This window comes from Pseudomonas sp. NC02 (assembly GCF_002874965.1).
GTDB lineage: Bacteria > Pseudomonadota > Gammaproteobacteria > Pseudomonadales > Pseudomonadaceae > Aquipseudomonas.
The window spans coordinates 1,091,046-1,105,018 of the sequence record NZ_CP025624.1 but is presented as its reverse complement, the minus strand read 5'-3'; the positions used below and the strand labels follow the sequence as shown (position 1 = coordinate 1,105,018).

Here is a 13,973-nt window from a genome sequence, read left to right as displayed (position 1 = left end):
ACAGGAAGAAGTATCGCTAATAAAGAATCAGATTCCCGTGAAAATGACACCTTCCCCCATTGAAAGGAAGAGGCCATGCCACCCGACGCCGTTGTATCTGCCATCAACCCGCCACGTACCGCCCGGGACGGCCTTGCGCTCACCGCCGTGTGCCTGGTGGCGTTGATGTTCGGGCTGGAGATTTCCAGCGTGCCGGTCATCCTGCCCACCCTTGAGCAGCAACTGGGCACCGGCTTCCAGGACGCCCAATGGATCATGAACGCCTACACCCTGGCCTGCACCAGCGTGCTGATGGCCGCCGGCACATTGGCCGATCGTTTTGGCCGCCGACGCATGCTGGTGCTGTGCCTGTGGGTATTCGGGCTGGCTTCGCTCGCCTGCGGGCTGGCGAACGATGCGTCCACGCTGATCGCGGCGCGTTTTGTCCAGGGCGTGGGTGGCGGGGCGATGATGATCTGCCAGTTCGCGATCCTGTCGCACCAGTTCCGCGAGCCGGCGACCCGGGCCCGGGCCTTTGCGGTGTGGGGCGTGATCGCCGGGGTGGGCCTGGGTTTCGGGCCGATGGTGGGGGCATTGATCCTGGCGGTGGCGGATTGGCGCTGGGTGTTCCTGGTGCATGTGCCGTTGACCTTGTTCACTCTGGTGTTGCTGCGCATCAGCGTGCAGGAATCCCGTGACCCGGCGGCCCATCGCCTCGATATAGCCGGTATGGCCACCCTCACCCTGGCAGTGTTCGCCCTGGTTTATTTCATCACCCAGGGCACCGAGAGCGGCTTTGCCACCCCGGCCATGCTCGGCTGGGCCGGACTGTCGGTGGGCAGCCTGTTGTTGTTCGTGGTTGTCGAGCGGCGCAGCCTGCATCCGATGTTCGACTTCTCGGTGTTTCGCATCCCGCGCTTCAACGGCGCGCTGATGGGCTCGATCGGCATGAACTTCAGCTTCTGGCCCTTCATGATCTACCTGCCGCTGTATTTCCAGGCCGGCCTGGGCTACGACACCATGCTCACCGGGCTCGCCCTGCTCGCCTATACCCTGCCCACGTTCGTGGTGCCGCCGCTGGCTGAACGCCTGGCCCTGCGCTATGGCGCCGAACGCATCATTCCATTGGGCCTGGGCCTGATGGGCGTGGGGTTTGTGACAATGGCGGCGATCAATCATAGCGGCCAGCCCAGTGTGGTATGGGTCCTGATCGCCTGTGGGATTGCCGGCAGCGGCTTGGCGTTTACCAACTCGCCCACCACCAACACCACCACCGGATCAGTTTCATCCGACCGCGCAGGGATGGCCTCGGGCATCGACTTCAGTGCACGTCTGATCACCCTGGCGCTGAATATCGCGTTGATGGGGTTGGTGTTGATACTCGGGATCGCTCATTACCTGGCTGGCATATTGCCTGGCACGGCACAGTTGGCCACCCTCAGTCAGGACATCGCCGCCGGCAAGCTGGACGTGTTGCCGCAGGGCCCACTGATCGCCCAGGCCGCGCTGCGCAACGGTGCGGGATGGGCCATGCTGTATGCCGGCGTTGGAGCGTGCGCACTGGCGGCCTTGAGCGCCTGTTTTTTCCGGCGCAGCCCGCGCTGACCTTTTGCGCATAAAAAAACGGGCCTGCATCTGCAGGCCCGTTTTCAGTGGGGTTGAAAAAAGTATCAGCTATCAGCCGTTAAGCGCAGCCTGTTCGTTTTCCAGGAATTCCTCTTCTAGCTCGGCCTCGTCGGCCTTGGTATTGGGCAGGCTTTGACCCGCGGCGCGTGGTTTGCCGCGCAGTTTGCCGTACAGATGCTCCAGGGCATGCTCCAGCTTGGTCGCTGCGCCATCGATCGCCTGTTCCAGCGTATCGGCTTTATGGAGGACCGAAAGCGGTTGATGGCCTTTTGGCCGTGCTTCCAGTCGGCAACTCAGATCGTGTGGGCCGGGCTTGTCACCGTTCTCGTCCCGCAGGTAAACCTCGACGCGGGTCAGATCTTCTTCGTAACGTTCGAGCGTGCTCTCAATGGTGGTACGTACCCACTCCTCCAGTCGGATGCTGCTTTCAATATGGTTATCGCTATTGACTTGGATTTGCATAGTTTTCCCTTATTTCAGCTAGCTCGCCGAAGGCCATTCCTGCTTCACCGGATGGGTGAAAACCATGACCTCCTGATTACACAATTGAGCAGACAGAGGAACATTTCAACCCCTTTGCAAAGATAAATCCCACATTACAAATTAACCCTGACTACAACCAAAAACGCTGTTAGGGTGGGGAGTTGGTTACATCTTCTTACCGCCAACTTCCTTACAATTGCCCCTCTCCCAACGGGTGCAATCCGCGAAAAATCTCCGCTTCCTCCACCAGCCAGTCATGCACCGCCCGCACGCCCGGATGGCTCAACGCACCCGGCGCGTACAACAGCACATAGCGTTTGTGGTTGGGGACGGCGAGGCCGAATGGCACGATCAAGGTGCCGCGTTCCAGTTCGTCATTGAGCAAGGTTCGCCGGGCAATCGCCACGCCCATGCCCGCAATCGCCGCCTCGATGGTCAGGTGGTTGCGGTTGAAGGTATGCCCGCGCCGTACGTCGGCAGCGTCGTAGCCGATGGCATTCAGGTAGAACTCCCACTCTGCGTACTCATAACTCCCACGCCAGGCAGTGATGTCGTGCAGCAGCGGGAAATGCACCAGGTCAGCGGGGCCATGCAGTGGCGGTCGCCCCCGCAGCAGGCTCGGTGCGCACACCGGGAAAATCTGCTCGTCCAGCAAGGCTGTGGACAACAAGCCGGGATAGCTGCCGTCGTTAAGGTCGATGGCCAGGTCGAAGTCGCCCTCGTGCAGGGCGACGCTGCTGTCTTCGGCAACCATGCGCAGCTGGATATCCAGGAAGCGCTGCTGCAAACGCGGCAAACGCGGGGTCAGCCATTTGCCGAGAAACGACGGGATCGAGCGCAGGCGCAAGGTGCCGCTGATCATCCCGGCGTCCAGCCGCTGCAACTCGGCATCGATGCTGCCATAGGCCTCGCCCACGGTGATCGCCAACCGCTGGCCCTCTGCGCTCAGCTCAACCCCGCGTGCGCGCCGATGGAACAGGCGAAACCCCAGACGCTCCTCCAACTGACGGATTTGCTGGCTGACCGCGCCCGGGGTGATGTGCAGTTCCTCGGCGCAGCGGGTGAACGACAAATGCCGTGCCGCGCAGGAAAAAACGTGCAACCAGACGTAGGTCTGGCCATGAAGCGGGCGAGCCATAGGGTTTAGTCCTACTAAAGGGTGTCTTAGGATAATTCGTTGGTCAGTGCCGATCCAGAGGCTCAGTATCGCGCCAATTCCGCTTGTCCTACAAAACATGGCAGCGATTCCTACTCCATTGCTTGTAAGGGTTTAGCATGGCTATCAGTGTTTTCGATCTATTCAAAGTGGGCATTGGTCCTTCCAGCTCCCATACCGTCGGCCCGATGCGGGCCGCGGCGACCTTCGTCCAAGCGCTTATCGACCAGCAATTGCTCGACGAAACCCGTCGGGTAGAAGTGCGTTTGTACGGCTCGCTGTCCGCCACCGGTGTCGGCCACGCCACCGACCGCGCCTGTGTGATGGGCCTGATGGGCGAATGGCCAGACAGCATCGACCCCACCAGCATCGGCCCACGCATCCAGCAACTGCGCGAGTCCGGCCAATTGCTGCTCGGCGGCCGCACGTCGATTGCCTTCAACTGGCAACACGACCTCCTGCTGCTGGACGAAAGCCTGCCCTACCACCCCAACGCCATGTCCCTGCATGCCTACGGCGAAAACGGCCCGTTGAGCGAGCAAACGTACTACTCGGTGGGCGGCGGTTTCATCATCGAAGCGGCAGAAGCCGAGTCCGGTATCGCGCCTACCAGCGAAGTGCAATTGCCCTACGACTTTTCGAGCGCCGTCGAACTGCTGGCCTTGTGCAACAAGCACGGCCTGCGGGTTTCCGAGCTGATGATGGCCAACGAGCGGGCCTGGCGCAGCGATGCCGAGATCCGCAGCGGCCTGCTGCATATCTGGTCGGTGATGCGTGAATGCGTCGAACAAGGCCTGCGCCACGAAGGCATCCTGCCCGGCGGTCTGGATGTGCCACGGCGCGCGGCGAAATTGCACCGCAGCCTGCTGGAAATCGGCAAACCCAACGTTATCACCTCGACCTTGTCGGCCATGGAATGGGTCAACCTGTTCGCCCTCGCCGTCAACGAAGAAAACGCCGCCGGCGGGCGCATGGTGACGGCACCGACCAATGGCGCGGCGGGAATCATCCCGGCGGTGCTGCACTACTACATGAAGTTCAACCCGGACGCATCCGACGATGACGTGGTGAATTTCTTCCTGGCTGCCGCCGCCGTCGGCATCCTCTGCAAGAAAAACGCCTCGATCTCCGGCGCCGAAGTCGGCTGCCAGGGCGAAGTGGGTTCCGCCTGCGCCATGGCCGCTGCCGGCCTTGCAGACGTGCTCGGCGCATCCCCGGAGCAACTGGAAAACGCCGCCGAAATCGGCCTGGAACATAACCTGGGGTTGACCTGCGACCCGGTTGGCGGGTTGGTCCAGGTGCCGTGCATCGAGCGCAACGCCATCGCCGCGGTCAAGGCGATCAACGCCACGCAAATGGCCCTGCGCGGCGACGGCAAACACTTCATCTCCCTGGACCGCGTGATCCGCACCATGCGCGACACCGGCGCCGACATGCACGACAAATACAAAGAAACTTCACGGGGCGGCCTGGCCGTCAGCTGGGTGGAGTGCTGAGGAGCATTCCCTGATCGCCCCAACGTGAGCCCGCGCAAAAATAATAACGAGGCAATAACGATGACCGATGTACGTACACCTGCTGCCGAAAATCCCGCTGTAGACCTGACGCCGACCACCGTTACACAAGGCTGGAACAAACACGACACCACCTGGATGCTCGGCCTCTACGGCACCGCCATCGGTGCCGGCACCTTGTTCCTGCCGATCAACGCTGGCGTGGGCGGCTTCTGGCCGTTGATCGTGCTGGCGCTGCTGGCCTTTCCGATGACCTACTTCGCCCACCGTGGGCTGACGCGCTTTGTGTTGTCGGGCAAATCCGGCGACATCACCGAAGTGGTGGAAGAACACTTCGGTATCGGCGCCGGCAAGCTGATCACCCTGCTGTACTTCTTCGCGATCTTCCCGATTTTGCTGGTGTACAGCGTGGCGCTGACCAACACCCTGACCAGCTTTATGGAACACCAACTGCACCTGGCTGCACCGCCCCGGGCAATCCTGTCGCTGGTGCTGATCCTCGGCCTGATGGCCATTGTGCGCTGCGGCCAGGGCGTGATCGTCAAGGCCATGAGCGTGCTGGTGTACCCCTTCGTCGCCGCCCTGCTGCTATTGGCGGTGAGCCTGATCCCCAACTGGAACGGTGCGTTCTTCGCCTCCGCCAGCGAAGGCATGCCCCTGCCGGCCTTCTTCAAGACCTTGTGGCTGGCGATCCCGGTGATGGTGTTTTCCTTCAACCACTCGCCGATCATCTCCGCCTTCGCCGTCGACCAGAAACGCGTGTACGGCCCGCAAGCCGAACGCAAAAGCAGCGGCATCCTGGCCATGGCCCACAGCATGATGGTGCTGACGGTGATGTTCTTCTGCTTCAGCTGCGTGCTGGCCCTGTCGCCGGCTGACCTCGCCGCCGCCAAGGCGCAGAACATCTCGATCCTGTCGTACCTGGCGAACCACTTCCAGACCCCGGTCATCGCCTACGCCGCACCGTTGATCGCGCTGGTGGCGATCACCAAATCCTTCCTGGGCCACTACATCGGCGCCAGCGAAGGCTTCCAGGGCCTGATCGTCAAATCCCTGCGCGGGCGCAACCGCAGCATGTCGGCCAAGTGGCTGGAGCGCTGCACCGCGCTGTTCATGGTGCTCACCTGCTGGGCCGTGGCCACCTTCAACCCGAGCATCCTCGGCATGATCGAAACCATGGGCGGGCCGATCATCGCCTGCCTGTTGTTCCTGATGCCGATGTACGCCATCCGCCGAGTGCCATCTTTGCGCCAGTACTCGGGCCAGGCGTCCAACGTGTTTGTGGTGTTGATCGGTTTGATTGCGCTGTCTGCGATCGTTTTTTCCGTGATGCCCTGAAACGGATCACCGAACTCAAAAACACCACCCACCCACTGTGGGAGCGGGCTTGCTCGCGAAAGCGGTCCTTCAGCCGAGTAATCATTAGCTGACACACCGCATTCGCGAGCAAGCCCGCTCCCACAGGGGAAATTTGATGGCAGGCAGATTGCTGTACGGCACGCCCCTTGCTGTACAGCTACTGAGGAAAACGGACCTTGTGAAAGCCTCAGCGAGCGAATGGCCGGTGGTCAGGAAACGCGAACTAATCCCGACACCGGTCGTCAATGACTGCATGTTCTTATCAGGCGGTAACGCACCATGGACAACCCTTTTCAGATCATCACCGACACCTTCGCCCCGAAATACCGGGTCAATTTAAGCATCCAGCGGCTGGACGGCAGCATCATGCTGACCCTGTCCGATGAAGACGGCGTCGTGGCCAAACGCATGATCAGCGCCGAACAACGCAACGACCCCCAGCGCCTGAAACGGCTGGTGCAGAGTGTGCAATTCGGGATTGCGATCGAGCAGGGGCACAGCGCGATGGAGATATTGGCGGTGATGACCGATGGGGACAGCCACCAGGTACTGCAGCGGCCGCCGGTCAGCAGGCCGCCGCTCAACGCAGGGTTCTAGAGCTCGCCCTTCTCTGTTTCAAGGCTCGCTTCGCCCTTGCGGCGCGGGCCTTCGACCTTCACCGACGGAAATGCCGACGACGCATACCGCACCACCAGAATCGCGAACGCCAGCAGCAGAATCCCACCGCACAGGTAGATGATGCCGATGTCGGGCGGGTTGTGGTGAGACACGTTGGAAATCAGCAGACGGGTCAGCGCCGTGATCGCCACGTAGATCAGGAAGCGCACCGGCATGTGGTTGGTCTTGAAATAAATCCCGACCATCGCCCCCAGTTCCAGGTAGATGAACAGCAGCAAGATGTCATCGATCTTGATGTGCCCCGTCTCCAGCATCCCCAGAAATTCCATCACCGCGGCATAGGCGGTCACCGCACCAATGGCGAACAGTGCCAGGTAGTGGAAGGTCTCGACGAACAGATTTCCCAAGGACTCGGCCAGTTGGTGCACGGTCTTGCGCAGGTTTTCAGCCCAGTTGATTTTCACGATGATGCTTCCTTAGGTCGGCTCGACCGGATAATGCGGGTTGGACGTGACGGTTTCTCTGCATGCAGAAAAAAGGCCAGGGAACAGGAAGTGAGATGGTGGCGGGGTGATATGAGGCACTTATCTTGCTGCTTGATGATCGTTCCCACGCTCCGCGTGGGAATGCCGCCCCGGACGCTCCGCGTCCCATGCCCCAGGGTTTCGGGTAGAGGTGACGCGGAGCGTCACGGTATGCATTCCCACGCAGAGCGTGGGAACGATCCATCTAGGTGACCGGGTGATTCAGGTCAGGTCGGGGCGACTTGATCCAACGCTTGATCGACCAATAAACCACTCATTTCCAGCAGTTGATGGATCGCCAGAAGCAAACTTCGCTGTGGTCCTTCAAGCTCAAAAGCCAGGCTACTGGCCATTTCACGGGCACTGTTCAAGGTTTCGCTGGCATTGGCGAGTAATGTTTCAGTGTCAGTATTTGGGGTCACAGCGAAAAGCGCGGTAGGCGGCTTTATAGGCGATTCAGAAAAACAGGCAGTCATTTTTACCATGGTGCATTCCTTGGATTTACAAGATGTTTGCTCCTTAAATTCGAGCCGCCAAACTCGTGTACCGCATAAGCGAAGCCCGGAGAAGGTAAGCCACTGAATGACGCTCCTGCAACCCCACCAACCTGTGAGAAGTTTCCGATAGGGCAAACCAGCATTTGCCAGCTACATTGAAAAGCCACTACCCAAAGCCCATGGATTGGCTTATGCTTTTAGCTGTATATAAATACAGTAGTCGCGAGAACGCTTGGCGACATTCGAACCAAGGGCAACTCCCTTCAATACTGCACCGATGACGAGGCCGAAAAATGGCTGTTGAAACCCTGTATCGCAGTACCCGTGACCTGGAGACTACATTCGTGGATCGCAAACTTGCCGACGCACACGACCAGATGCTTGAACTGGCAGAGTCCCTGATGGAAGTGCTGTTGAAAAACGTCGAAGGCTTGAGCGAGAAGCAGGCTGAAGATGCCGGTATTTTCATGGCCAAGAACCGCGCGGCGTTTGCGGCGGCGTTCAAGAACAATGCGAGTGCATTGGCGGAGATTGGGCAGCCAGCGGCTGAGTGATGCATTGCCAGTAGTGGCGAAAGGGCTTGCTTTGAGCAAGCTCCCTCGCCACAGGTTATGCGTTGATGCCTTTCACATGTGTCATGCCTGCCACAAGGTCTTGCCGAAGAACGTCAACGTGCGGTCCCACGCCAGTTGCGACCAGGCGGCATCGTATTGCGTGTCTGCAATCCGACCATCACCAATCGCCGTCTCGTTGGCAAACGCATGGCGCGCCAGGTAGCGATGGAAAGTCGCGTCCACACCCGCAGCATGCAGTTTTGACTCCAGCTCCGCCACGGTGTCGATATTGAAGAAGGCATCCTGCGTGCCCCAATGCCCGATCAGCGGCGCCTTGATCTTCGAAGCATCCAGATACTCCAGCGGCGGGAAGCCGTACCACACCACGCCCGCAGCCACTTCCGGAATCGCGTTCAACGCCAGCAACGTCAACGCCCCGCCCATGCAGTAACCGGTCACACCGACTTTTTTCGAATCCGCCTGCAAGTACTGCACGGCGCCCTTGATGTCCTGGGAAACCGCGTCACCAAAATCCAGCCCATCCATCAGGTGGTGAGCCTCTTCCTCTTCCACGGTCGACACGCCGCGATAAAGGTCCGGCACCAACACGCGGTAACCGCATTCGGCCAGTCGATTGGCCACGCCCTTGATCTGATCGTTTACGCCCCACCATTCCTGGATCACCACGATCGCCGGCGCGCCTTCGAGTACCGCCGGGCTGGCCAGGTAGCCGTTGACGTCAGCGCCATCCGGGCGTTTGAAGGTAATCATGCGCCCGCTGGAGCGCCCTGCTGTTTGTTTGGACATGCCAACCTCGTTCTGATGGGTTTGAAAAAGTAAGCCGATAACAGAGATATCTGTATTTGCACGTGTCCGCCACTGCGGGTGTATCAGAGTGTGTATGGATGCCCCTGAGATACACACGTACCGGCAATCGCGGCAGCGCGACACACGACAGATACACATCGGCGCTTAAGTGATGAAGCCTGTTCAACATTCAATCACCCAGGGCCCGGAAAATAAAATGAATAACCTCCCTTCTGTCGACCGTCTCACCGTCACCTCCTACACCAATGGGCTGCTCGGCCCCAGCCAGAAAATGCTCGGCCCGCTGGCCGACGGTGGCACCTTGATCACCGGCACCCCGCCCGGTTGCTGGGGCCCGATGATCACGCCGGCCTTTGAGGGTGGCCATGAAGTGACCCAGCCCGTGTTCATCGCCGGCGCCGACATCGGCGACGCGGTGGCGCTGAAGATCAAGCGCATGCGCGTCACCTCCCTGGCCACGTCCTCGGGGGTCATGAGTTTTGTCGAAGGGCGTTACCATGGCGACCCGTTCGTCGCGAAGTTCTGCTCCAACTGCGGGCAAGAGCATCCCGCCAGCCACGTCGAAGGCATTGGCGATGACGCCATTCGTTGCGATGCCTGTGGCGCCGAGGTCAGTGCGTTTCGTTTCAGCAATGGTTACGTGATCGTTCTGGATGCCGAGCATCAGGTGAGCCTGACGGTCAATCAGGCCGTGGCGGATCGCCTGGCCGGCAAGGCATCGGACATGTCGGCGCTGCCCGAACTGTCTGCCCAGCACTCGATCCTGTCCCTGGCCCGCGCCGATATCCCGGGCCTGGCCGCGCATATGCGCCCATTCCTGGGCAACATCGGCACCACGCCTTCACGGGATCTGCCGGATTCCCACAACTGCGGCGACTTCGGCCAGTACCTAGTGGGCGCGCCCCATCGCTACAGCATGACCCATGATGAACTGCACGCCGCGAAAACCGATGGCCACATGGACACCAATTCCGTGCGAGAAGGCTGCATCCTGATCTGCCCGGTGAAGGTCCCCGGCGCCGGGGTGTACATGGGCGATATGCATGCTCAACAGGGCAATGGCGAAATTGCCGGGCATGCCACCGATGTGTCGGGGGAAACCGAACTGACGGTGCAGGTGATCAAGGGCCTGAGCCTGGACGGGCCGATCCTGCTGCAAAACCTCGATGACCTGCCGCCCATGGCGCGCCCGATGACCGCGGAGCAACGCCTGCGGGTGAAGGCACTGGGGGAGCGCTGGGGCCAGGTGGAGATCGAGGAGAACGCGCCTATCACCTTCATCGGCAGTGGGACCAATCTCAACGTCGCGACAGACAACGGACTGGAACGCGCCGCCGCCGTGACCGGGCTGCCGCTCGACGAAGTGCGCAACCGCGCGACCATCAACGGCTCGATTGAAATCAGCCGCCTGCCGGGAACCGTGCGGGTCACGATCCTGTGCCCGATGCACATCCTTGATCGTATGGGCGTGGGCCAACTGGCCCGGGAGAAATATCAGCTTTGACCCGCCTCAGCGGTACAGCAAGCGCTCCGCCAGCTCATCCGCTACCCGCGCGGGTGAGCGTTTTTCAGCCTGGGCATGGGCGAAGATTTCGGTCAGGCGTGTGCCGATGTTCGACAAGTGCGCGGTGATGGTTTCCAGCTCCGCGCCGCCGTGCTTGAGGGCCACGTAGATCAGCCCACCGGAGTTGATCACGTAGTCCGGCGCGTAAAGAATCCCACGCCCTTCCAACTGATCGGCCACTTGCAGGTTGGTCAGTTGCGCACTGGCGGAGCCGGCCACCGCTGCGCATCGCAACTGCGCGACCGTGTAGCGGTTGAACACCGCGCCCACACCGCAGGGCGCAAGGATATCGCACGGAGTGCTGAGCAAGGCTTCGTTGGCAATCGGGTGCGCACCCAGTTGCTCCATGGCCAGTTGCACCTTGCCGTGGTCGATGTCGCTCACCAGCAATTCAGCCCCGGCGGCGTGCAGCTGCTCGGCGAGGGCATAACCGACGTTGCCCAGGCCCTGGATCGCCACGCGCAGACCTTCCAGGTTATCGCTGCCCAGGCGAGCCATCGCGGTGGTGCGGATGCCGGCGAACACGCCCATCGCCGCGTGGGGCGAGGGATCGCCGGCCGCCGTGGTGCTGGTGACATAGCGGGTCTGCTGGGCGATGCAATCCATGTCGGCCACCGAGGTGCCGCTGTCGATGGCGGTGATGTAGCGGCCATCCAGCTGCTCGATGCAGCGGCCGAAGGCTTCAAACAATGCCGCGCGGCTTTCCACATGGGCGGGGCGGATGATCACCGCGCTGCCGCCACCCACCGGCAAACCGGCCAGCGCGGCCTTGTAGCTCATGCCCTGCGCCAGGCGCGCGGCATCCGCCACGGCACTTTCATCGTCGGGGTAAGAGAGGTAGCGGCAGCCTCCAAGGGCGGGACCCAGGCGGCTGTTGTGGATGGCAATGACCGCCTTCAACCCGGTGGCCGGGTCAACGCTCAGGTGCAGCGATTCAAGGCGGGTGCTGTGCATGAGCGCAAACATCGTCAAGCTCCCGAATCACTTCTGGTAGGCGCCAAGTATAGGACTGCCAGCGAAACCCTGCTGAAGCGCGCAGGAATAAGACCACCGGTTTTAAAGGGTTTGCGACATAAACAGGTAGGACCTGTCTTAAGGCACTGGACGAAAGTTCACAGCAAGGCTAAAACGAGACATCCGCCGGAGAACCCAATGAAGCCCCGCGACGCCTTTTTTGCCTGCCTGGAACGGTCACCGCCCGCGCTGTTTGAAGCCGCGCTGTGGATGGCGGCCGAGCACGACCCGGCGGTGGACCCCTTGGCCATCCTGCAGGACTTCAAGGTATTGCAGCAATTGGTCAGCCTCAGCATGCCGATGCTGCCGGCGGATGAACTCGGACAACCGTTGCTGCGGCGCATGAACGACCTGGGGTTCGCCCAGGATGACCACACCCCGCTGCGCCCCGCCGCCGCGCTGCTGGACAAGGTGTTGAAGCGTAAACGCGGGCAGCCGCTGGCTCTCGGGCTGATTGCCCTGGAGCTGGCGCGGCGCCTGGACATTCCGCTGGTGGGCGTCAACTTCCCGGGGCACTTCCTGTTGCGGGTGCCGGGCGCCGATCACCTGCTCGACCCCTGCGGCGGCCGACGCCTGTACCCCAACGATTGCCGCGACCTGCTGACCCGCCAGTACGGGCCCAATCTCAAGTTGCAGGCCGACCACCTGCACACCGCCGAGCCGCGATCGATCCTGCAACGGCTGTCGCGTAATCTGCGCCAGTTGCACCTGTCCAACGACGACCACCTGGCCGCTCTGGTGGACGCCGAACGCGTGCTGGAGCTGGGCAATGCCAGCGCCGCCGATTACCTGGCCCGGGCCAGTTTGTATCAGCGCCTGGATTGCCCGAACGCCGAGCGTTTTGACCTGGAACACGCGTTGATGCTCAGCGAAGACCCGATCCAGCGTCTACGCCTGACCGAACGGCTGGGGCATTTGCCGCCGAACTCTGTGGTGCATTGACTGGCGAGCGCACCTGGATAATCAACAACGCCGCTATCACCGCCGGAATCGCGCAGAAGAAGAAAATCTGCTGCACCGGTATGTGCATCGCCAGCAGCAGGCTGCCGAACAGCGGCCCCAGGATCGACCCGAACCGCCCGACACCCAGTGCCCAGCCTGTACCGGTGGCCCGCACGTGAGCCGGGTAGAAGTTACTGGCGAACGCGTTCAGGGTCAGTTGACCGCCGATGATGCAGAAGCCCGCCGCAAACACGCAGGCCACCAGATACCGCGGATTGTCGTGATTCAGCCCCAGCAGGATGGTGCACACCGCAGCCGCTGCCAGCACGCCGGACAGTAGGCGCACTTTGCTTTTGAGCCGGTCGGCAATCCAGGCCATGCCGATGGCGCCCAAGGTCCCGGCGAACAGGAACATCGAGGTCACCAGATTGGCTTCGTTCAGGCCCAAACCGCTTTCCAGCAACAGCGAAGGCAGCCAGCTGATCATGAAATACAGCAGGATCAGGCTGACAAAAAACGTCGCCCACAGCAGCAAGGTCGGGCGCGCATAACCATGGCGGAACAGCTCCACCACCGTCAGTTTGCTGCCTTGCTCCTGGCGGTTTTCAGCCTCGCTCGCTGGCGGCGGTTGCCAGCCTGGCAGCATTCGCGCGGTGACTTTTTGCAGGCGCGCATACGGCGGTGCATCACGCAGCAGGCGTGGCAGGGATTCGGGCAACATCCAGGCAAGAAACGGAAACAACAGCAATGGCGTCACACCACCGGCGAGGAACACCGCCTGCCAGCCGAAGCTGTCGATAAACCCGGCCGCGACAAAACCACCGGCCGCACCGCCGAAAGAGAAGCCACAGGCGGCGAGCGTCACCATCAATGTTCGCAGGCGGGGTGGTGAGTATTCCGACATCAAGGCCATGGCGCTGGGCATTGCACCGCCCATGCCGATGCCGCAGATAAAGCGGGCGGCCATCAAGGTATTGAGAGAGTTGGCGAACACCATCAGCACCGTGAGGCTGGCGTAGATCAGCACGCAGCACAGCAGGATGCGCCGCACCCCGAAGCGATCCGCCAGCGGCGTGACGGCCAGGGAGCCCAGCGTCAGCCCCAGCAGGTTGGCGCTGAACACCGGGCCGAACGCGGCTTTTTCCAAGCCCCAGTCCTTGGCCAGCGCCGGTACTACGTAGCCCAGGACCTGGGCGTCGTAGCCATCGGTGACCAGCAACAGTGCCAGCAACAGGAGAATCAACCACTGATAGCGCGACACCGGACGGGCGTCGAGTGCCGCACGAAAGCTGGCAATCTGATTGTGCATCGCAAG

Annotated in this window: 14 protein-coding genes; 7 read left to right on the top strand and 7 right to left on the bottom strand. The window is 61.3% G+C overall.

Annotated elements, in window-relative coordinates; genetic code table 11:
* Positions 1 to 75 precede the first annotated feature (75 nt).
* Entirely contained in the window at positions 76 to 1,584 is a 1,509-nt protein-coding gene (locus tag C0058_RS05030; protein ID WP_102368152.1) for an MFS transporter, read from the top strand.
* Positions 1,585 to 1,656: 72 nt separating this feature from the next.
* Here C0058_RS05030 and C0058_RS05025 read toward each other — a convergent pair whose 3' ends face one another.
* Both C0058_RS05025 and C0058_RS05020 read right to left on the bottom strand, forming a co-directional pair.
* Positions 1,657 to 2,067, bottom strand: coding sequence for an HPF/RaiA family ribosome-associated protein (locus tag C0058_RS05025; protein WP_003212772.1), 411 nt, complete (start codon positions 2,065 to 2,067; stop codon positions 1,657 to 1,659).
* 211 nt (positions 2,068 to 2,278) lie between these two features.
* A complete protein-coding gene (locus tag C0058_RS05020; RefSeq protein WP_102368151.1) occupies positions 2,279 to 3,226 on the bottom strand; it encodes a LysR substrate-binding domain-containing protein in 948 nt (315 codons plus the stop codon).
* Between the two features lie 137 nt (positions 3,227 to 3,363).
* Between C0058_RS05020 and C0058_RS05015 the strand changes: the two genes are divergently transcribed.
* From C0058_RS05015 to C0058_RS05005, 3 genes are all read left to right on the top strand, one after another.
* Complete coding sequence (locus C0058_RS05015; RefSeq protein WP_008438553.1) at positions 3,364 to 4,740, top strand: L-serine ammonia-lyase; 1,377 nt, start codon at positions 3,364 to 3,366, stop codon at positions 4,738 to 4,740.
* Positions 4,741 to 4,800: 60 nt separating this feature from the next.
* The gene (locus C0058_RS05010) at positions 4,801 to 6,096 is read left to right on the top strand and encodes a serine/threonine transporter (protein WP_087695177.1); all 1,296 of its coding nucleotides are present in this window, start codon (positions 4,801 to 4,803) and stop codon (positions 6,094 to 6,096) included.
* 300 nt (positions 6,097 to 6,396) lie between these two features.
* Positions 6,397 to 6,714, top strand: a complete 318-nt coding sequence (locus tag C0058_RS05005; RefSeq protein ID WP_003212781.1) for a DUF3509 domain-containing protein — start codon at positions 6,397 to 6,399, stop codon at positions 6,712 to 6,714.
* On the opposite strand, the gene C0058_RS05000 is transcribed toward C0058_RS05005, so the two are convergent.
* Both C0058_RS05000 and C0058_RS04995 read right to left on the bottom strand, forming a co-directional pair.
* Positions 6,711 to 7,199, bottom strand: a complete 489-nt coding sequence (locus C0058_RS05000; protein ID WP_003212783.1) for a phosphate-starvation-inducible protein PsiE — start codon at positions 7,197 to 7,199, stop codon at positions 6,711 to 6,713. The two genes, C0058_RS05005 and C0058_RS05000, sit on opposite strands and share 4 nt — an antisense overlap.
* Positions 7,200 to 7,486: 287 nt before the next feature.
* Positions 7,487 to 7,744 (bottom strand): DUF6124 family protein, encoded by a 258-nt coding sequence (locus C0058_RS04995; protein ID WP_008438570.1) that lies wholly within the window; start codon positions 7,742 to 7,744, stop codon positions 7,487 to 7,489.
* A 305-nt stretch (positions 7,745 to 8,049) separates the two neighbouring features.
* On the opposite strand from C0058_RS04995, the gene C0058_RS04990 reads away from it, so the two are divergent.
* On the top strand, positions 8,050 to 8,310 hold the full coding sequence (locus C0058_RS04990) for a YebG family protein (protein ID WP_003212789.1): 261 nt from the start codon (positions 8,050 to 8,052) through the stop codon (positions 8,308 to 8,310).
* Positions 8,311 to 8,391: 81 nt separating this feature from the next.
* Here C0058_RS04990 and C0058_RS04985 read toward each other — a convergent pair whose 3' ends face one another.
* Positions 8,392 to 9,117 carry a dienelactone hydrolase family protein gene (locus C0058_RS04985; RefSeq protein ID WP_102368150.1) on the bottom strand — a complete coding sequence of 242 codons (726 nt, stop codon included), beginning with the start codon at positions 9,115 to 9,117 and terminating at the stop codon, positions 8,392 to 8,394.
* A gap of 217 nt (positions 9,118 to 9,334) precedes the next feature.
* Here C0058_RS04985 and C0058_RS04980 point away from each other — a divergent pair, with 217 nt between their 5' ends.
* The gene (locus C0058_RS04980; RefSeq protein ID WP_102368149.1) at positions 9,335 to 10,642 is read left to right on the top strand and encodes an acetamidase/formamidase family protein; all 1,308 of its coding nucleotides are present in this window, start codon (positions 9,335 to 9,337) and stop codon (positions 10,640 to 10,642) included.
* Between the two features lie 6 nt (positions 10,643 to 10,648).
* On the opposite strand, the gene C0058_RS04975 is transcribed toward C0058_RS04980, so the two are convergent.
* Positions 10,649 to 11,668, bottom strand: a complete 1,020-nt coding sequence (locus tag C0058_RS04975) for a Glu/Leu/Phe/Val dehydrogenase dimerization domain-containing protein (RefSeq protein ID WP_102368148.1) — start codon at positions 11,666 to 11,668, stop codon at positions 10,649 to 10,651.
* Between the two features lie 186 nt (positions 11,669 to 11,854).
* Between C0058_RS04975 and C0058_RS04970 the strand changes: the two genes are divergently transcribed.
* Positions 11,855 to 12,658, top strand: coding sequence for a SirB1 family protein (locus C0058_RS04970; protein ID WP_003212796.1), 804 nt, complete (start codon positions 11,855 to 11,857; stop codon positions 12,656 to 12,658).
* Here the strand turns inward: C0058_RS04970 and C0058_RS04965 are convergent.
* A complete protein-coding gene (locus C0058_RS04965) occupies positions 12,582 to 13,967 on the bottom strand; it encodes an aromatic acid/H+ symport family MFS transporter (RefSeq protein ID WP_102368147.1) in 1,386 nt (461 codons plus the stop codon). The two genes, C0058_RS04970 and C0058_RS04965, sit on opposite strands and share 77 nt — an antisense overlap.
* Positions 13,968 to 13,973 lie beyond the last annotated feature (6 nt).